21 protein-coding genes are annotated in these 20,037 nt (G+C 28.5%); 13 read left to right on the top strand and 8 right to left on the bottom strand.

From position 1 onward, the window contains the following. Window positions 1-11: 11 nt before the first annotated feature. Window positions 12-770 (top strand): TSUP family transporter, encoded by a 759-nt coding sequence (locus CSPB_RS00775; RefSeq protein WP_089192763.1) that lies wholly within the window; start codon window positions 12-14, stop codon window positions 768-770. Here the strand turns inward: CSPB_RS00775 and CSPB_RS00770 are convergent. The 3 genes from CSPB_RS00770 to CSPB_RS00760 are packed head-to-tail and all read right to left on the bottom strand — an operon-like array spanning window position 767 to window position 3,174. Beyond that, window positions 767-2,596: a heavy metal translocating P-type ATPase gene (locus CSPB_RS00770; RefSeq protein ID WP_089192762.1), complete on the bottom strand. Its 1,830-nt coding sequence runs from the start codon at window positions 2,594-2,596 to the stop codon at window positions 767-769. The genes CSPB_RS00775 and CSPB_RS00770 overlap by 4 nt on opposite strands. Window position 2,597: 1 nt before the next feature. Beyond that, a complete protein-coding gene (locus CSPB_RS00765; RefSeq protein ID WP_033917015.1) occupies window positions 2,598-2,819 on the bottom strand; it encodes a cation transporter in 222 nt (73 codons plus the stop codon). A gap of 10 nt (window positions 2,820-2,829) precedes the next feature. Then, window positions 2,830-3,174, bottom strand: coding sequence for an ArsR/SmtB family transcription factor (locus CSPB_RS00760; protein WP_089192761.1), 345 nt, complete (start codon window positions 3,172-3,174; stop codon window positions 2,830-2,832). Between the two features lie 212 nt (window positions 3,175-3,386). Here CSPB_RS00760 and CSPB_RS00755 point away from each other — a divergent pair, with 212 nt between their 5' ends. Further along, window positions 3,387-5,942 (top strand): bifunctional aconitate hydratase 2/2-methylisocitrate dehydratase, encoded by a 2,556-nt coding sequence (locus tag CSPB_RS00755; RefSeq protein WP_089192760.1) that lies wholly within the window; start codon window positions 3,387-3,389, stop codon window positions 5,940-5,942. Window positions 5,943-5,972: 30 nt separating this feature from the next. Here CSPB_RS00755 and bcp read toward each other — a convergent pair whose 3' ends face one another. From bcp to CSPB_RS00740, 3 genes are read right to left on the bottom strand one after another with little or no spacing between them, the layout of a single operon-like run. Continuing rightward, the gene (gene bcp / locus CSPB_RS00750; RefSeq protein ID WP_089192759.1) at window positions 5,973-6,467 is read right to left on the bottom strand and encodes a thioredoxin-dependent thiol peroxidase; all 495 of its coding nucleotides are present in this window, start codon (window positions 6,465-6,467) and stop codon (window positions 5,973-5,975) included. Window position 6,468: 1 nt separating this feature from the next. Then, entirely contained in the window at window positions 6,469-6,660 is a 192-nt protein-coding gene (locus tag CSPB_RS00745) for a tautomerase family protein (protein ID WP_089181854.1), read from the bottom strand. A gap of 19 nt (window positions 6,661-6,679) precedes the next feature. Next, window positions 6,680-7,501 carry a peptidylprolyl isomerase gene (locus CSPB_RS00740; RefSeq protein WP_089192758.1) on the bottom strand — a complete coding sequence of 274 codons (822 nt, stop codon included), beginning with the start codon at window positions 7,499-7,501 and terminating at the stop codon, window positions 6,680-6,682. A gap of 85 nt (window positions 7,502-7,586) precedes the next feature. On the opposite strand from CSPB_RS00740, the gene gltX reads away from it, so the two are divergent. Both gltX and CSPB_RS00730 read left to right on the top strand, forming a co-directional pair. After that, a complete protein-coding gene (gene gltX, locus CSPB_RS00735) occupies window positions 7,587-8,966 on the top strand; it encodes a glutamate--tRNA ligase (protein WP_089192757.1) in 1,380 nt (459 codons plus the stop codon). 78 nt (window positions 8,967-9,044) lie between these two features. Next, window positions 9,045-10,601 (top strand): ATP-binding cassette domain-containing protein, encoded by a 1,557-nt coding sequence (locus CSPB_RS00730; RefSeq protein ID WP_151899131.1) that lies wholly within the window; start codon window positions 9,045-9,047, stop codon window positions 10,599-10,601. Window positions 10,602-10,634: 33 nt separating this feature from the next. On the opposite strand, the gene hutX is transcribed toward CSPB_RS00730, so the two are convergent. Beyond that, window positions 10,635-11,129 (bottom strand): heme utilization cystosolic carrier protein HutX, encoded by a 495-nt coding sequence (gene hutX / locus CSPB_RS00725; RefSeq protein ID WP_089192755.1) that lies wholly within the window; start codon window positions 11,127-11,129, stop codon window positions 10,635-10,637. A gap of 175 nt (window positions 11,130-11,304) precedes the next feature. On the opposite strand from hutX, the gene CSPB_RS00720 reads away from it, so the two are divergent. Genes CSPB_RS00720 through CSPB_RS00680 form a run of 9 tightly spaced genes read left to right on the top strand, consistent with a single transcriptional unit; the run spans window position 11,305 to window position 19,279 of the window. Further along, on the top strand, window positions 11,305-11,880 hold the full coding sequence (locus tag CSPB_RS00720) for a MotA/TolQ/ExbB proton channel family protein (protein WP_161492166.1): 576 nt from the start codon (window positions 11,305-11,307) through the stop codon (window positions 11,878-11,880). Further along, window positions 11,864-12,298, top strand: coding sequence for an ExbD/TolR family protein (locus CSPB_RS00715; protein ID WP_161492165.1), 435 nt, complete (start codon window positions 11,864-11,866; stop codon window positions 12,296-12,298). The genes CSPB_RS00720 and CSPB_RS00715 overlap by 17 nt, the downstream gene beginning before the upstream one ends. Before the next feature lie 11 nt (window positions 12,299-12,309). Then, window positions 12,310-14,322, top strand: coding sequence for a TonB-dependent receptor (locus tag CSPB_RS00710; protein WP_089192752.1), 2,013 nt, complete (start codon window positions 12,310-12,312; stop codon window positions 14,320-14,322). Beyond that, on the top strand, window positions 14,312-15,277 hold the full coding sequence (locus tag CSPB_RS00705; RefSeq protein WP_089192751.1) for a FecCD family ABC transporter permease: 966 nt from the start codon (window positions 14,312-14,314) through the stop codon (window positions 15,275-15,277). The genes CSPB_RS00710 and CSPB_RS00705 overlap by 11 nt, the downstream gene beginning before the upstream one ends. After that, window positions 15,274-16,041, top strand: coding sequence for an ABC transporter ATP-binding protein (locus tag CSPB_RS00700; protein ID WP_089192750.1), 768 nt, complete (start codon window positions 15,274-15,276; stop codon window positions 16,039-16,041). The genes CSPB_RS00705 and CSPB_RS00700 overlap by 4 nt, the downstream gene beginning before the upstream one ends. Before the next feature lie 18 nt (window positions 16,042-16,059). After that, window positions 16,060-16,848 carry an ABC transporter substrate-binding protein gene (locus tag CSPB_RS00695; protein WP_235606483.1) on the top strand — a complete coding sequence of 263 codons (789 nt, stop codon included), beginning with the start codon at window positions 16,060-16,062 and terminating at the stop codon, window positions 16,846-16,848. Then, entirely contained in the window at window positions 16,845-17,549 is a 705-nt protein-coding gene (locus tag CSPB_RS00690; protein ID WP_089192749.1) for a hypothetical protein, read from the top strand. Before CSPB_RS00695 ends, CSPB_RS00690 begins: the two co-directional genes overlap by 4 nt. 9 nt (window positions 17,550-17,558) lie before the next feature. Continuing rightward, window positions 17,559-18,797 carry a radical SAM protein gene (locus tag CSPB_RS00685; RefSeq protein WP_089192748.1) on the top strand — a complete coding sequence of 413 codons (1,239 nt, stop codon included), beginning with the start codon at window positions 17,559-17,561 and terminating at the stop codon, window positions 18,795-18,797. Then, window positions 18,794-19,279 (top strand): flavodoxin family protein, encoded by a 486-nt coding sequence (locus tag CSPB_RS00680; protein WP_089192747.1) that lies wholly within the window; start codon window positions 18,794-18,796, stop codon window positions 19,277-19,279. Before CSPB_RS00685 ends, CSPB_RS00680 begins: the two co-directional genes overlap by 4 nt. Window positions 19,280-19,283: 4 nt before the next feature. Here CSPB_RS00680 and CSPB_RS00675 read toward each other — a convergent pair whose 3' ends face one another. Further along, window positions 19,284-20,027: a DUF2470 domain-containing protein gene (locus CSPB_RS00675; protein WP_089192746.1), complete on the bottom strand. Its 744-nt coding sequence runs from the start codon at window positions 20,025-20,027 to the stop codon at window positions 19,284-19,286. Window positions 20,028-20,037 lie beyond the last annotated feature (10 nt).

Raw genomic sequence — 20,037 nt, 5'->3', positions numbered from 1 at the left:
AGAAGCAAACAATGGAATTTGAAATTTGGCAATTTGGTGTATTTTTTATAGCTGCATTTTTGGGCGGTTTTGTGGATGCTATAGCAGGAGGTGGCGGGCTTATTTGTTTGCCAGCTCTTTTAGCTATGAATGTTCCCCCACATATTGCACTTGCTACAAATAAACTGCAAGGAAGTTTTGGAACTTTTACAGCTGCTGCAAATTTTTGGGCAAAAGGCTATATAGATAAAAAAGAGATAATAACTGGGATAATTTTTACTTTTATAGGTGCGTGTAGTGGAACAATGCTTGTGCTTTTTATAGACGCGAAATTTTTAAACTACATAATCCCCTTTTTGCTAATTGGTATTTTTATCTATACGATTTTTTCGCCAAATTTAGGCGAAAAAGACACAAAAGCTAGAATGTCTCCAAAGCCTTTTTATATAGTTTTTGGACTGATTTTGGGATTTTATGATGGCTTTTTTGGACCTGGGGCTGGATCATTTTGGACATTTGCATTAGTTGGTATTCTTGGACTTTATATGAAAAAAGCCGTTGCACACACTAAGGTTTTGAATTTCGTCTCAAATTTCGTCTCTTTAGTTGTTTTTATATTTGGTGGACAAATTCTTTGGCTTGTGGGCTTTATAATGGCATTAGGTCAAATTTTAGGCGGATATTTTGGCTCAAATTTTGTTATTAAAAAAGATGTAAAATGGGTAAAGACAATATTTTTAATCATAGTTGCTTTAACCATTTTAAAAATTATTTATGGATTTATATTTTAAATCTTTTTAGCATAAGCAAAAACCCTAAATGAATTTAGTATGGCAAGTATCGTAACTCCAACATCTGCAAATATTGCAGCCCACATAGATGCAAAACCAAAAATAGCCAAAACAAGCACAAATATCTTTATGCCTATACTAAAAATGATATTTTCATAGGCTATATTTATAGTTTTTTTAGATATTTGCAAGGCTGTTTTTAGTTTATTTAAACTACTATCAAGCAAAACTATATCTCCAGCTTCTATTGCAGCACTACTTCCAAAAATGGCTATACCGACATCAGCTCTTGCTAAAACAGGGGCATCATTTATGCCATCTCCTATATAACAGATAGTTTCATTTTTTGCTTTTTTATCCATCAAGCTTTCTAAAATTTCAACTTTTTTCATCGGCGTTAGCTCTGCAAAAACATGGTCTATCCCAAGTTTTGTTGCTATAAGTTTTGCTGAGTTTTCTTTATCTCCTGTTAGCATAAATGTTTTTATTTTTTTACTTTTGAGATATTTTATAGTTGTTATAGCATCATATCTTATCTCATCTTTAAATGTAATGTATCCTGCAAATTCTCTATTTATTGCTATAAAAGTAGAAGTTTTATCAAGCTTTGGAAGCGCAAAATCTTTTAGTAAATTTGCATTTCCAATCAAAACACTACTTCCTTTTATATCAGCCTTTATGCCAAATCCTGGAATCTCTTCTAAATTACTAACTAAATTTTCATCTAAATTTATATCCAAACTTTTTGTATATTTTATAAGCGAAATACCGATAGGATGAGATGAGTAAAGTTGTGATAAAGCTGCAAACTCAATTACATCGTCTTTACTAAATTTACCAACACTTACTACCTCATCAACCATAAATTCGCCTTTTGTAAGCGTTCCTGTTTTATCAAAAACAAAAGTTTTTGCCTTTGAAAGCACATCTAAAAAATTACTTCCTTTTACCAAAATTCCTTTTTTACTTGATGCCCCTATACCTCCAAAAAAACTAAGAGGTACAGATATCACAAGAGCGCAAGGACAAGAAACTACTAGAAATATTAACGCTCTATAAAACCATTCTTTAATCTCACCGGTGAAAAATGGCGGGATAATAGTTATAAATATTGCTACAAAAACTACAATGGGCGTATAAACTCTAGCAAATTTGGTTATAAATTTTTCTTGTTTTGATTTTTTTGTTGTAGCATCTTCTACAAGCTCTAAAATTTGGGCTATAGTTGAGTTTTCAAAGTTTTTTGTAACCTTAACTTCCAAAAGCCCATTTATATTTACATATCCACTTGTTATTTCATCACCAGTTTTAAGTTCTTTTGGAATGGGTTCTCCTGTGATAGCTGCAGTGTTTAAAGATGAATTACCACTTATTATAATGCCATCAATTGGCACTTTTTCTCCTGGTTTTATGAGTATAATATCGCCTATATTAATAAAATTTGGATCAACTTTTTTATGCTCGCCATTATCTAGTTTTAAATTTGCATATTCTGGCATAAGTTTCATCGCATCTTTTAGAGAATTTCTTGATTTATTTAATGAGTAGCGTTCAAAAGTTGCACCTATCTTATAAAATAACATTACACCAACCGCTTCTAACTGCTCTCCTATGAAAAAAGCTCCAAGAGATGCTATACTCATCAAAAAATTCTCATCTAAAAAAGATTTTTTTGTTAATGTTTTAATGCCATTTAAAAGAACATCGTATCCTATAATAATATACGAAATTGCCAAAAAACTAGTTTTTAAAATATTATTTTCTATAAAAAATGAAACAATAACTATAAAAATACAAATAAAAATAAAACTTATATCTTTTTTCATCTTATAAAATTTCCATAATAGTATTTGGCTCTATTTTCGAAATGATACTTTGACATCTGTTTAAAATTTCATCTTCCATACTTTCATCATAATTTAGTTTCATTTTAGTTGTTATGAAATTTATACTAACACTTTGGACGCCATTTATTTTTGATATTTGTTCTTCCATTTTAGAAGCACAGTTAGAGCATTCTAAATTTTTAAGTGTGAATTTTTTACACATTTTTTACCCTTTATTCGTTTATATGAATTAAGCTTTGATTTAAAATAGTGCTTATATGCTCATCTCTTAGACTATAATATATAACTTTACCATCTCGTCTATTTTTAACAAATCCGCCTTGCTTAAGCACCCTCAACTGATGAGATATACTTGAATTACTCATATTTAAAAGGTATGCTATATCACAAACACACATTTCATTTTGACTTAAAGCCCAAAGTATTCGCACCCTTGTGCTATCTGAAAAAATTTTAAAAAAATCCGCCAAACACTCTAAACTATCGTCCTTTGGCATATTTTCCATTACATTTTTGACTATATCTTGATGTATTATACTAACTTCGCAAAAATCCATATACACCTTCCTAATTAAATAAATTTAATATAAATGTATTTATATATGAATATATGTTCATATATAAAATAATTTAAAATTATACTTTTTTTGAAAACGATTGTCAAGTAAAATGGGTATTTTTAATTTAATTTTTTAGATTAAGCATTAATATTTATAATATTTTAAAAAGCTTGTGTTAAAATTAAAATATTACAAATAAAGGATAAAAAATGGACTTCTTTACTCGCTACAATGAAGAAAAAAGCAAAAGAAATGAGATGGGAATTCCCCCTTTAGCCCTAAGTGCGTCTGATACAAAAGAAATTTGTGAACTAATAAAAAGCGGTTATTCAAAAAGCGATGAACTTATAAATCTACTAAAAAACCGCGTAAATCCAGGAGTAGATGACGCTGCTAAAATCAAAGCTGAATTTCTAAACGAGATTATAAATCATGATTTATCGATAAACGGTATAGATAAATTTCAAGCCATAGATATGTTAAAAACGATGCTTGGCGGATATAGTGTTATTGTTTTGATATCTTGTTTAGAAAATAAGGATGAAAAAGTTGCTAAACAGGCTGCAAATGCACTTAAAAATACAATTTTTGTTCATGATTATTTTAACGACATCTTAAAATTATCCAAAACAAACAAATACGCCAAAGATATTTTAGAATCATGGGCAAATGCAGAGTGGTTTAAATCAAAAAATGATATACCGCAAAAAATACAAGCAGTGGTATTTAAAGTTGATGGAGAGACAAATACAGATGATTTAAGTCCAGCAAGTGAAGCTTTTAGCCGTAGTGACATACCGCTTCATGCTCTAGCAATGCTACAAAAAAAAGTTTTAGACGGCATAAAACAGATAAATAAACTCAAAGAAACTAAAAAGCAAGTAGTTTATGTTGGAGATGTTGTAGGAACAGGAAGTAGTAGAAAAAGTGCGATTAATTCTATACAGTGGCATATAGGAACGCAAATAGATGGTGTGCCAAACAAAAAAACAGGCGGAATCATAATAGGTTCAACCATTGCTCCGATATTTTTTAATACAGCACAAGATAGCGGCGCCTTGCCAATTATAGCAAATGTTGATGAGTTAAAAACAGGAGATGAGATAGAAATTTATCCTTATAAAGGAGAAATTGTAAAAAATGGTAAAGTTGTAAGCAAATTTGAACTTATCCCAAATACAATAAAAGATGAAGTTAAAGCAGGCGGGAGAATACCTTTAATCATCGCAAAATCGCTATGCTACAAAGCTAGAAAAGCTTTAAATTTAGAATATGAAGAAGATATTTTTATAAAACCAGATCAACCAAAAAGTGATGAAAATTACGGCTATACTCTTGCTCAAAAAATAGTAGGTCGTGCTTGTGGATTAAAAGGCGTAAGAGCTGGAATGTATGTAGAACCACAAACATTAACGGTTGGTTCACAAGATACAACTGGACCTATGACAAGAGATGAGATAAAAGAGCTTGCAAGTCTTGGATTTAATGCTGATTTTGTACTTCAAAGCTTCTGTCATACAGCAGCTTATCCAAAACCAAGTGATGCACTAACTCATAAAACATTACCAAATTTTATGAGTTCAAGAGGTGGTGTTGCGTTAAAACCAGGAGATGGAGTAATTCACTCGTGGTTAAATAGAATGGTTTTACCAGACACTGTAGGAACAGGCGGTGATAGCCATACGAGATTTCCTATAGGCATAAGTTTTCCTGCGGGAAGCGGACTTGTAGCATTTGCTGCGGTTTTAGGAATAATGCCTTTAAATATGCCTCAATCTGTTCTAGTTAAATTTATAGGAAAAATGCAACCTGGTATAACACTAAGAGATCTTGTAAATGCTATACCATATTATGCTATAAAACAAGGGCTTTTGACAGTATCTAAAAAAAATAAAAAAAATATATTTGCAGGTAAAATTTTAGAAATACAAGGACTTGAGAATTTAAAAGTTGAACAAGCTTTTGAGTTAAGTGATGCAAGTGCTGAAAGAAGTGCTGCAGCTTGCACTGTTGCACTCAATAAAGAGCCAGTAATTGAATATCTAAAATCAAATATAGTTTTAATAGATGCGATGATAAAAGCTGGTTATGAAAACAAAGAAACTTTAGAACGCAGAAAAGAAAATATGCAAAAATGGCTTGATAATCCAGAACTTTTAAAAGCAGATAAAGACGCAAAATATGCTCAAATCATAGAGATAAATATGGATGAAATAACTGAGCCAATTTTAGCTTGTCCAAATGATCCTGATGATGTTGCAACACTTAGTGAAATTTTAGCTGATCCAAAAAGACCAAAGCATATTGATGAAGTTTTTGTTGGAAGCTGTATGACAAATATCGGTCATTACAGGGCTTTAGGGGAAATTTTAAAAGGCGAGGGACAGATACCTACTAGACTTTGGGTTGTTCCTCCAACTAAAATGGATCAAGAAAAATTAAAAGCAGAGGGTTATTTTAGCCTTTTTGGTACAGCTGGAGCTAGAATAGAAGTTGCTGGATGTTCGCTTTGTATGGGAAATCAAGCACGAGTAAAAGATAATGCGATAGTATTTTCAACATCTACTAGAAACTTTGATAACAGAATGGGAATGGGGGCACAAGTTTATTTAGGAAGCGCCGAACTTGCAGCAATGTGTGCAATACTAGGAAGACTGCCGAGCAAAGAAGAATATCTAAATATGGTTCCAAAAAAATTAGAAGGAAAAGAAGACGAAATTTACAAATATCTAAATTTCAATGAGTTAGAAAATTTTAGTTTATAAATAAATTTGAGAGATTAACTTCTCTCAAATTTACACAAGCTCATTTAACACTTTCATTGCATGATCTTTGGCTTTTACATTTTTATATACTTTTATTATGTTTCCATTTTTATCGATTACAAAAGTTGATCTTACTATGCCAAGATACTCTTTACCATAGTTTTTCTTAACTTGCCAAACTCCATAAAGTTTTGCAACTTCTTTATTTGGATCGCTAAGTAAAATATGGCTTAAATTGTGTTTTTGTATAAAATTTGCATGTGATTTTACACTATCTGGACTAACACCGATAATAACTGTATTTTTTTTCATAAACTCATCATAATTTTGACTAAACTCACACGCCTCAGTTGTGCATCCTGGAGTATTATCTTTTGGATAAAAATACAAAACTACATTTTTGCCTATAAAATCTCCTAATGAGACTTTTACACCATCAGCATTTTCTAACTCAAATTTTGGAGCTTTGTCTCCCTCTTTTAGCGTTATTTTTCTTTCTATATCATCTTTTAAAAAATCACCCATATTAGTCCTTTGACTCTAAATCTTTAGCACCAAAATAAAAACTATCTTTTGGTAAATCCTCAAAAAGCACTACAATTCTTTCTGGATTTTTTCCTAAATTTCTAACCATAACATCCATAATCTCTTTAGCAACTTTGTCTTTTGTCTCTTTATCTGGAAGCGGACTTGCTAGTTTTACATTTATTATTGGCATTTTTTCTCCTTGATTTAAATTATCTTAAAAGCTGAATATTTGCTTTTGATCTTAATTTGTCAAAATACTCATTTATAGCGTTTTTTTGCTCAATTTCAGCCATTTGGCTTAAAATTTGCTTTTTAACTCTATTAAATTCTATAGCTCTTGCTCCATTTTTTGATGTTATAAAATACATTTCATACTCATTGCCAGATTGTAAAATAGGAGTAAATTCATTCGATGGTGTATTTTGAAACAAATACAACTGTTTTTGTGTCAAATCAACGGTATTTATACTCATTTTTTCACTCTTAATGCCTTCTTGTATTTTTGCAAGAGATTGTTTGGTTTCATTAAGTAAATTTTTATCTTTTGAGCTATATCTTATAACATCTATACTATCAAATATAGTAAATAACTCTTGATTATTATTATAATATTTTTGGGCGCTTTCTTCACTAACATTTTGTCTCATAGAGTAAAATACAGAGCCATATAATTTTTCCTGTTTTAAGGCATCACTTGTTTGTTCTTTAAATTTATCATAATTTATTCCTCTTGAGGCTAAAATAGACTTAAACTCATCTAAGCTAACTCCATTTTGAGCTACGATTTGAGAAATTTTCTGTTCTACTTCATAATTTGTAGTAGTTATATTTAAAGATTTTATTTGTGCATCTTTTAACTTTTCTTTTATAAGAACTTCTAATGCTACGCTTTGGTCACTTTTTAGCTCTCTAGCTGCAACACTAACTTCATTTAAAGTAATTGGTTCATTTTCTACGATTGCAGCTATACCATTAATCATCTCTGCGTTTAAAAGATTAATAAGCAAGAGAAATGTAAATAATTTTTTCATGAAAAACCTTTATTTAAGCATTTACAAAATATAATACGAGAAAAGATTATATCATTTTTTTATTAAATTTACATGGAGAATTATAATGATAGTTACCCGTTTTGCACCATCACCTACTGGATATTTGCATGTAGGAGGACTTAGAACAGCACTTTATAACTATCTTTTTGCAAGAGCAAATAGCGGAAAATTTGTTTTACGCATAGAAGATACTGATTTAAAGAGAAATTCAATTGAGGCAGCACAGGCTATAGAAGAAGCTTTTAAGTGGTGTAAGCTTGACTATGATGGAGAGATTATATATCAAAGTAGCAGATTTGATTTATACAAAGAATATGTTCAAAAACTTCTTGATGAAGGAAAAGCTTATAAATGCTATATGAGTAAAGTTGAGCTAGATGAGTTAAGGGCGTCCCAGGAAGCTAGAAAAGAACGCCCAAGATACGATGGAAGATATAGAGATTTTAAAGGCACACCACCAGCTGGTATAGAACCAGTTATACGCATAAAAGCGCCTACTAGCGGAACTATAGAATTTAGAGACGGCATAAAAGGTGATATTAAATTTAACTGCGAAGATATGCTTGATGATTTTATCATTGCAAGAAGTGATGGGACACCTACTTATAATTTTACAGTGGTTATAGATGACGCACTTATGGGCATAACTCATGTTATAAGGGGTGATGATCATCTTTCAAATACACCAAAACAAATTGTATTGTATCAAGCTCTTGGTTTTGCAATACCTGAGTTTTTTCATGTTGCTATGATAAATGGAAGTGATGGCAAAAAACTCTCAAAAAGACACGGAGCAACCGATGTTATGGAGTATAAAGAGCTTGGTTATTTGCCTGATGCACTTTTAAATTTCTTAGTTAGACTTGGTTGGAGCCATGGCGATGATGAGATTTTTAGCTTAGAAGATATGAAAAAATACTTTAGCCCATATGATATCAATAAATCAGCAAGCACTTATAATCTTAGCAAACTTGATTGGCTAAATGCTCATTACATAAAAACATTAAGTTTTGATAGATTAAACAGCGAAATTAAGCAATTTGGATTAAATTTTAAAGACATACAAAAAGGTGAACTGCTTTTAGAAAGCTTGAGATCAAGAGCAAAAACACTAATAGAGCTTAAAAATAGCGCGCTTTCTATCATCAACCGCCCAACAAGCTACGATGAAAAAGCCATAAATAAATTTATAAATGAAAAATCTGTAAATTTACTAGAGAAATTTGAAAATATATTAAACAACAATCTTGAAACCGCAGCAGAATTTGAAGAGATAACAAAAGAGTTCTTAAAACAAAACAACTCTACCTTAAAAGATTTGGCACAACCGCTTAGGATAGCAATAACCGGAACTAGTGTCAGCCCTTCTATATTTGAAGTACTGGAAATATTAGGATCAATGGAAGCAAAAGAAAGAATAAAAATGTTAATAAAATTTTTATAATAGATATTAATATTTATTATCAATAATTAAATTTATTTATGATAAAATCATCAAATAAATTTAATTTTGGATTGCTTTTTGAAAAAATACTACATTTTAAATTTGATTTTAATATCAATTTTATCAATAATCTATAGTGCTTTTGGAATATTTGTATTGTTTTTTATAAACAAATATATATTAAATTTAGAAAAAGCAAATAGCTTTATTTTGTTTATCTTTATAATTCTTTTATTTTCTTTTTTTATTTTTTCACATATATTTAAATTTGTCGTTGCAAATATTGGAAATAAATTTATTTATGAGCTTAGAAAAAGATTTGTTTTAAGGGTATTAAATAGCACTTTTATGACCATTATAGATACAACAAAAGCAAAAATTTTAGCTTGTGTTAGCAAAGATATAAACAATATATCAAATGGACTTATGCGAATTTCAGATTTACTTCAAAGTGGATTACTGATATTTTTTTGTATATTTTATTTTTTTTATCTTTCAAATATCATTGCTATTTTTATAGTAATATGGTTTCTTATTATGGGTTTTGTAGTAAATATTTTTATAAAAAAAACATACAAAAACTATAAAAAATCTAGACAAAAAGACGATGTTTTGTATAAAGATTATGAAACAATGATTGATGCTTTCAAAGAGTTAAGTATAAATAAAACAAGATTTGATAACTTTTTTGAGAATTTTTGCAATAATGCATTATCTCAAAAAAATTCAAATATTAAAGCAGAAATTTCACAAAACATATCAAGTAATTTTTTAAATGTAATGATGCTTGGAGGAGTGGGGTTTATTATGTATTTTTCATTGACTCTTAACATAAGCGACTTTAAAACAGCAACAACTATATGTTTTGGTATGCTATTTTTAAGAACCCCTTTTATAATTTTTATATCTTCTATTCCTTCGATACTTCTTGCAAAGATATCATTTAAAAAAATAAAAGATATGAAATTAATAAATTTTAATGATATAAATTTTAATTCAAATTATAATAAATTAAAATATAACAATATAAAATTAAAAAATATAAATTTTTCATATATGGATAAAAAAATTTTAAAAAATATAAACCTAGAAATAAAAAAAGGCGAAACAGTATTTATCATAGGTAAAAATGGCTCAGGAAAATCAACACTTTTTCTTATATTGTGCGGCATTCTAAATCCAAATAGCGGAGATATTTGGCTTGATGATATGCTTTTAAATAATGAAAATTTAAATAGATTCCAAAATACAATAAGTGCTGTTTTTAGCGATTTTTATCTATTTAAAAATATATTAAATGATGGTGGAATTGAATTTTGGAGCGATATTTTAAAAATAAAAGACAAAGTTAATATCCAGCAAAAAACCATAACAACTAATAATTTATCAACAGGACAGAAAAAAAGAGCAGCTTTACTAGAAAATTTAGCCGCAAATAAGGACTTTTTGATGTTAGACGAATTTGCAGCAGACCAAGATCCTGAATTTAGAGAGTATTTTTATACATCAATATTGCCACTTTTAAAAAGCAAAGGAATTAGCGTATTTGCAATAAGTCATGACGATAAATACTTTAAAATGGCCGATAAAATATATAAAATGGAAAATGGAAATTTAACTAGAATAAATATATAATAATTTTGGCTATAAAAATAGTCAAAAAATAAGTTAAAATCTAGCTTTTAAATTCTCAAAATTTTTAACTTGATCTTCTAAAAGTTCTTGTTTTTCATTTCTGCTTAAATAAAATTTAAAAATAGTCTCATTTTTATCATTGTAAAAATGCACACTATTTCCCAAAAGTCCCATAAATTTAGTAGTTACAAAGCCTATTTTTTTCACACTATCTTGATTTAAATGTCCACCTAGAAACCCGTTTTTTCCACAAAAATTTATGTACCCTTTAGCTTTTTTAATTAAACCAATACAACATTTAAACTCTATAATAAACTCAAGACTATTTTTACAAAACAAAAGCTCTCCCCACGAAGACATTTCATTTAAAATTTCATCTAAATGGACAGCATCAACTTCTTTAAACTCACTCTCATCTTTTAGCTTTAAAACCTCATATTCAGGTATGTTTAGAGTTGAAGCGATTGAATGAACACTATTTTTGCCATCTTTTAACATTTCTAAGATTTTCTCGTTTGTATGTTTCATATTTTTCCTTTCTTAATAGTAAATTGATAATAAATATTATATTCAATTTTTGTTAAAATTTTGATAAATTTAGATTATTTTTAGTATTTGAATAATATAATATTAACTTTCATTATCATTATTAATTAAAAGCGAGGTATCTATGTTAGAACTAATGAAGGTCGGTGGCATTTTTATGTGGCCAATATTTTGCTTAGCAGTATTTGCTTTAGCAATTGTGCTTGAAAAAATTTATTTTTACACATTTATTAATTCGGATTTATCATATAAATTTAAATATAAGTTATCAAATTTAATATCAAATAAAAGCATAAATGAGATTACTGAGTATTGTCAAAATTTCAAAAATCCCGTAGCAAAAACAACTATATCTATACTTCAAAATTATCCAAATTCATTAAATGAACTTGAATACAACATAGAAGTTAGTCAAAAAACTTGGAGCGAACAATTTGAAAAAGGTGGCTGGATTTTAGGACTTTGTGTAGGTGCAGCACCACAACTTGGGCTTCTTGGAACTGTGGTTGGAATGATAAAGTCTTTTGGTGCATTGAGTACACAAAATAACGCTATACAAGTAGCAAATGGGATAAGTGAAGCACTTTATACCACAGCATTTGGACTTTTAGTAGCAATTCCAGCACTTATGATTCACATAGCTATCAATAAAAAGAATGACAAAATTTTAGATGATATGGAAAAAATTTCTATGCTTATTTATAAAAGATTTAAAAATGAAATATGTAAGTAAATTTAAAAATAGGCGTAGAAGAAGACAGTATTATAGTATATCTATGATAAATTTAATAGATGTAATTTTTATGTTGCTTATATTTTTTATGATAACTACAACTTTTAGTAAAACTGAAAATTTTCCTATAAATTTACCAAAAAGTAGTGTAGATTTTAGTGCTAATAAACCACAAAGTATAACATTATTTTATTTTATAAATGGAAATATTTCTATAAATTTTGATAATAAAAATACTACTTTTTTAAATTTAGATGACTTTAAAAATAATATCAAAAGCTTAAATTTAGCAAATTTTAATGAAATTCATTTAAGTGCTGATAATGGCTTGGATTATGGAAATATTATAAACTTAATATCAATATTAAAAGAAAATGATGTTTCAAAAATTAACTTAGACATAGAAAAAATTCATTAAAAAGGAAAGTTATGTATAAAATCGGGATTTTAAGTTTAGCTACTGCAGGAGTTTTATTTGCAAATAGCACAAAACTTGAAACAAGTGTTATATCTACAACAGGTTTTGAAGAGACTTTAGAAAATGAGGTTAGAAATTTAAACATAATCACAAGAGATGATATTGAAAAAAGAAGTTATAAAAACTTAAAAGAAATTTTAAGAAATACGCCCGGTTTATATGTTGGTAAAAAAGTATTTGGCGATACTATTGATATGCGTGGACAAGGAGATAAAGCAAATACCAATGTTCAAATTATGATAAATGGCGTTTCTATGAATACAACCGATAGTTCTCATACATCTATGCCATTTGATGCTATAAACATAGACGACATTGAGCGTATCGAGATTGTTCCTGGTGGCGGATCTGTGCTTTATGGTAGTGGAACACAAGGTGGAATTATAAATATAATTACAAAAAGCAATTGCAAAGAGTTTTATGCAAACATTACATCAAGATACCAAAGTGCTGGGTCTATAAATGGTCGTTTTAATGTTGGTGGAATGGTTGGAGAGAATTTATTTTTAAAAGCTGGATTTTTTAAAGATAACAACAAAGGATATAGATACGGAGAAAAAAATGATGGAACCTACGGAAGCTTTGGAGCACAATATCAGATAAATGATTATCAAAATATAGGTTTAAATTTCTCTCATTATAGCGGAGAAAGAAAAACAGCTGGTGGGGTAAGCAAAAAAGAGCTTGACGAAAATAGAAGATCTACAGATGGGGATTATAAAACTACTGATGTTAAACTTACAAATTTAAACTTGGATTATAATATTAAATTTAACGAAAATTGGCAGTTTAACACAACACCTTTTTACCAAAAAACTAAATTTTCATCAAAAAATAATTCTTCTATTTTTGAAGATAAAAAAACTGGTTTAAGAAATAAAATAAAATATAATTATGATCTTGGAAATTTAATATTTGGATATGATTATATTTATAATAAAGGTAAAAATAACGGATCGTTTGATTTTTTAATGCCCAACAAACCACCAAAACCTACAATGCGTTTTGTAAATATTAGCAATGGTTCTACTAAAAAAACCACAAATTCATTTTATCTACAAAATAAATTTGACTTTACAGATACTTTTTCTTTAACCAGTGGTTATAGATATGATTATGCAAAATATGAAATAGGAAAAAACACATTTACAAAAATTGGACCAGCTAGTATGTTCAATAAAATAAAAGGCAAACTAAATATTTTTGATTTAGAAAAAAGTGAAAATAATTATGCTTTTGAAATAATTCCAAATTTTAAATACTCAGATACTGGAAATATCTATTTTAAATTTGAAAGAGGCTTTACAAGTCCATCAGCAAACAAAATGCAAAATAAAGACAAAATTTTAGGATATTATCCAAGCAATATAAACTCAGAGACATTTAACACTTATGAACTTGGTATGAAAGATTTAATTTTTGGACAATTTTTCCAAGCAGCTATTTTTTATACTAAGAGCAAAGATGAGATTGCAACTACTGGGCAACCACCACATTACTGGGAACAACACAATATCGGAGAGACACAAAAATGGGGTATTGAATTAGCTCTAGGGCAAACCTTTATGGATGATAGATTGAATTTTTCCGAGAGTTTTTCATATATAGATACAGAGGTTAAAAAATCAGGAAGTAGTGATTTTATAGTAGGAGAAGTTGTTCCTAATGTGCCAAAATACAAACTAACTATAAGTGCAGATTATGATATAACAAAAAATTTTGGAATTTTTGCAGATAGTAGTTTTTATGGAGATCAAAAAAATAGTGATTATCAAAAAATATCTTCTTATAATGTAACTGGCGTAGGCGCAAGATATAAATACAAAAATTTAAGTGTAACTGCTGGTGTTGACAATATTTTTGATAAAGAGTATTATGCATCAGTTTCAGGTAAAGATGATAAAGCAAGTTATGTAGTTGGCGATGGCAGAACTGCTTATATAGAGTTTAAATATGACTTCTAAACTTTTTGTATTAAGTTTTTTTACTATTATTGTAGCTACTATTTTAGTTTGCATAGGAAGTGCGGATATTGGCTTAAAAGATATTTTCGCACTTTTTAATGGGGATTTATGCCAAACAAAAAAGGTAATTTTACTAGAAATTAGAATCCCAAGAGTTATAATGGCATTTTTAATCGGTATGCTTTTAGCAAGTAGTGGATTAGTAACTCAAAGCGTGTTTTTAAACCCGCTCGCAGACCCTTATATCATAGGAATCGCTTCAGCTGCAACCTTTGGTGCTGTTGTGGCGTATTTTTTAAAACTACCTGATATTTATTATGCTATATTTGCTTTTATCTGTTCGGCTGTGCTATCTTTTGTAATTTTTAATCTTTATAAAAAAGCTAAAAACTTGGCTACCCTTTTAATAATTGGCATTGCATTTTCATCATTTCTAGGAGCTTTTACTTCTTTTGCTACATATCTCATAGGCGAAGAAAGTTTTAAGATAGTTGCATGGATGATGGGGTATTTAGGCTCTGCTTCATGGAGTAAAATTTATATGATAATTCTTCCTTTAATTATAACTTTTATATATTTTTATAGCAAAAAATATGAGTTAAATGTAATGCTAAGTGGCGATGAAGAGGCAAAAAGCTTGGGGGTAAATGTTGAAAAAGTCAAAAAAAGACTTCTAATAATCTCATCACTAGCGGTTAGTTTTAGTGTCGCTTTTGCCGGTATGATAGGCTTTGTTGGACTTATCATCCCTCATACTTTAAGAATGCTTTTAAGATCATCAAATAATGCTGTTTTAATACCAATGAGCGGTGTTGTTGGCGGTCTATTTTTACTAATTTGCGATGGTGTTGGTAAAAGCATTTTAGCACCAACTGAGATACCAATAGGAGTTGTAACTGCGTTTTTTGGAGCACCTTTTTTTCTTTATTTGGCTTTAAAAGGTAGGCGTTTATGAGTTTAGATATAAAAAATTTAAGCTTTAAATTTGATAAATTTGAAATTTTAAAAGATATAAATTTAGACATAAAAAAGTCAAAATTTGTAGGAATTTTAGGTCCAAATGGGTGCGGGAAAAGCACACTTTTAAAAAACATATTAAAAATTTATGAACCAAATTCAGGAATTATATCCTTTGAAAACAAAAAAATGAGCGATTATACTTTAAAAGAGCTTTCAAAACTCATAGGCTTTGTGCCACAAAAATCAGCACTTTCTATGCCACTTTGTGTTAAGGATGTAGTTTTAATGGGAAGGTATTCACATTTAAAAAGTAGCTTTAATGGCTATGAAAAAAGTGATTATTTAGCTGTAGATGAAATTTTAGAAAAACTTGACTTAATTCATTTTAAAAATAGAGTTGCACTCTCTTTAAGCGGAGGTGAGTTTCAACGCGTGATTTTAGCTAGAGCTTTGGTTGGTGAACCGAAAATTTTACTTTTAGATGAGCCAACTTCTGCGCTAGATCTGAATTTTAGTGTAAATATGCTCAAAATTTGCAAAAATTTAGTTGCTGATTTGGGGATTTTAGGCATTATCGTAATACATGATTTAAATCTAGCTTCTCAAATTTGCGATGAAGTTTTTATGTTAAAAGATGGGGTGATTGCTTATAAAGGAACACCAAAAGAATTATTTAAAAAAGAAATTTTAAAAGAGATTTATGATTTAGAGTGTGAGATTTTAGAGTTTAAAAATAGAGCAGTTGTAGTAACTATATAAAAATTAAAGGGGGTAAGAGTGAAAAAAATTTTAGTTTTATGTTTAGTAAATTTTTGTTTTGCCAAGGGGATTGTAGTTTTAAATCCAGCTTGTGTTGAGATTTTTTATATGCTAGGAAGTCAAAACTATATATCAGCCATTGCTAAAACCCAAAGTAGCGATATTTGGCCAAAAGAACAAGTTGATGCTTTGCCAAGTGTTGGGACATACATAAAGCCAAATTTAGAAAAAATCATAGAGCTAGATCCTGATCTTGTCATAACTAGTTTTCATTCAACTGAAATACTAGATGATTTAAAGCGATTTAATATAAATTACACTGAAATCAAATCAGAAAGATTAAGCGATATTTATAAAAATATAGAAACAATTGCAAATTTAACCAACAAAAAAGATGAAGGTAAAAAGCTAGTTAGCGAGTTAAAGCAGCGTTTAAATGCTCTTGATTTATCAAAAATTCAAGGTAAAAAGGCGATATTTTTTTATATGGGAACAAATTTAATGTCTTTTGGAAAAGATACACTGGTTGGAGATATTTTTGAGTTTATGAAATTAGATAATATTGCTACAAAATTAAGTGGTAAAACTCCTATATTAACAAGTGAGTATCTGCTAGAACAAGATCCTGATTTTATACTATTTGTCGGTAAAAACATTGAAGATTTAATCAGACAAAACCCAGTTTTAAAACATACAAAAGCTTACAAAAATAACAAAGTTTTAAATATAAAATCATCATCTTTGCTTAGAGGAACTCCTAGAATTGTTTATGAGATAGAAAAACTACATGAAGAATTGATAAAATGAGATTTTTTATTCTATCTTTGCTTATAAATTTAGTACTTTTATTTGTACCAAATTTAACTCTTAAAGCAAAAAACGAAGAAGTTAGCAAAAAAATAGAAATAGTTTTAAATGAAAATAATATAGCTTTAGATGACACAAAAAAAGCTGAAACTATTAAAAGTGTAGAAGTAATAAAAGAAAAAGAAATTAAAAAGATTGTAAAACCAAAACAAGAAACTTTAAAAACTAAAAAAGTAAGTAAAAAAAATGATAAAAAACCAAATTTAAAAAACCAACCATTAAAAAAGTCGCCACAAATAGATCAGACATCGTTAATTAATCAAACATCACCAATCAATCAATCATCATTAAAAGACATACAAAAAGACACAAGTAAGTCCACTTCTTTGCAAAATTTAAATAATTCAAAAGAAAATTATGACTTTTGTAAAGAAAATATAGGCTTTAAAGTTTTAAATACAAAAGAGGCATATGACTTTCCAAAAAAGGCGAAAATGCTAAGACTAAAAGGAAATTTTGAAGTTGAAGTTAGCTTTAAAATAATAAATAGTGGTATAAAAATCATAAATATAAAAGGTTCTATAAATGAAATATTTAAAACAGAAGCCAAAAAATTAACACAAAATTTAAACATAGAGGTATTAGATAAAAGAGTTAGTGAGTGCTTAATTATAAAGCCTTTTTTGTTTATTTCAAATTAAGGAAAATTTATGTTTAACAAAAGAATAAAAGGTCATCATAGAGGCAAATTTGGAAAACCTATTATGGCTGATGAAAAAGAATTTGAGAATTTTTTAAACACACAATCAAAAGATGAAAATGCGATTTTATACTTTCACATACCTTTTTGTGATAATATCTGTTCATTTTGTAATTTAAATCGTAGCAAACTTGATGGAGAGCTTGAAGAATACACCGAATTTTTGATAAATAGTATAAAACACTATGCCAAGTTTCCTTATATAAAAGGTAAAAATTTTAAAAGCATCTATTTTGGAGGCGGAACTCCAACTATACTTAAAGAATCCCAATTAGAGAGAGTTTTAATAGCTATAAACACAAATTTCCATATTGATAAAAACGCCGAGTTTAGTAGCGAGAGCACTCTTCATAATCTAAACTTAAATAAATTAAAACTAATGCAAAATTTTGGCATAAATCGTTATAGCATTGGCATTCAAACATTTAGCAATAAAGGGCGAAAACTTTTAAACAGGGTTGGAGATAAAAATAGTGCTATAAAAAAGCTAAGTCAGATAAAGCAGAATTTTAGCGGTCTAGTTTGCACTGATATAATTTATAATTATCCAAATCAAAGTCTAGAAGATGTAATAGAAGATGCCAAAATTTTAAAAGATTTAGAAATTGATAGCTCTAGTTTTTACTCGCTTCAATTTCACGAAGGTTCAGCATTTTTAAAACAAAATGATCCAAATTATTACCACCTAGAAACAGATAAAATGCTTCATAATGCATTTTTAGAAGAGATGTTAAAGGGTGATTATGAAGTGCTTGAATATACAAAAATTAATAAAATCAACCGCGATAGATACCTATATATCAGACTTTCACACAAAGGTGTAGATATTTTGCCAATTGGAATTGGAGCTGGTGGAAGACTTGGAAATTATAGTATTTTTAATATGAAAAAAGATATAAAAATGATTTCAAAGACAAATGAAGTTGAACTAAATTTTGCTAAATTTTCGGCACTTTTTCAATATGACAATATAAATTTAAACCTAATAAAAAGTTATTTAGATGATGAAACTTTTGAAAAAGAGTTTAATTTTTTTAAAGAGTGTGAAAGTTTTGGGTATTTAAAAATAGATGAAGGATATTTGAAATTTAATATTGATGGGATATTTTGGGGAAACACAATAGCATCAAAAGCAATAGGAATAGCAAATGAATATTTTAAAAATTATGAAAACAAAGGAAAAATATGAGAAATTTAGTAATTTATGCATCAAAAACCGGCAACACAAAAAAAGTTGCAATGACCATAGCAAATAACCTTGGTTACGAGTTAAGAAGTGTTGATGAGATTGAAAATTTAAATGGAGTTAATAACATTATCTTTGGATTTTACATAGATAAAGGCGATATGAGTGATAATGCTAGACGTGTGGCTTTAATGATTCAAAACCGAAAAATTGGACTTTTTATGACTTTAGGTGCAAGTGCTAATAGTGATCACGCAAAAGAGTGCTTTTCAAAAGCAAAAGATGAGTTTATCAAAAATGGCTGTAAGATTGGCGGAGAATTTTTTTGTCAAGGTGCGATTGATCCTGAATTGATATCTTGGATGAGAGCAAATTTAGGAGATAAAATTACCCCTCAAAAAGAAGAAGGCTGGAAAAATGCTGCAACTCATCCAGATAAAGAGGATTTAAAAAATGCAGTTCTAGCCTTTATGGATTTTAACTAATTAATTATCTTTTATAACTATGTGGATTTGTGGAACCCGCTTGTTTTATCACCTTTAATCCCTCTAAATCATACGCAGCACCAAATCCCTTAACATATCTACCTTTACTTAAAAGCTCAAACTCAACTACACAAAAATCACTCATATTTCTTATAAAAGATATAGATGCATCATCTGGATATAAATCAACAAATTTATCAAATATTTTATCTTTTATATCTTGTTCATAATGAAATTTAGGCGTTGTGCAAAAAGTAGCTCTTAATCTTGCAAAAATACTAAATGCGTCTTTTTCATCTTGTATAAACATTAAAGATACATTTTTATCTCTACTAATGCTTTTAAAATGTGGCGCTATTTTTGAAATAGTAATAAAAATTTTATTATTCTCTCTAACAAATGGAGCATAAGAACTTACCGAAGCCCCATCATCATAACTAGAAATTATAACTGTTTTTTTACTATCTATAAATTTTATTAAAGATTCCTCAATTTTAGAAAAATCTTTTGTAGTTTTTATATTTGGACAAAGTTTAATAATAGCATCTTCGTATTCTAAAGGATCTTTAATATTTTTTTCAAATGGAATTTGTATAACATTATTTTGACACTCTATAAAAATACCATTTTCATCTATATTAGATAGTTTGACATCAACTTTTGTTTCAACATTGCTATATTTTTTATACAAAGCAGCGATGATATCCGAATGTTTTTCATTCATGTATTTTAAAAAATTTTCTTTCATTTTTTTCCTT

It is taken from the genome of Campylobacter sputorum (assembly GCF_002220775.1).
Lineage (GTDB): Bacteria > Campylobacterota > Campylobacteria > Campylobacterales > Campylobacteraceae > Campylobacter_F > Campylobacter_F bovis.
The sequence above is the reverse complement of the archived record's forward strand: the minus strand, read 5'-3'. Positions and strand labels throughout refer to the sequence as shown.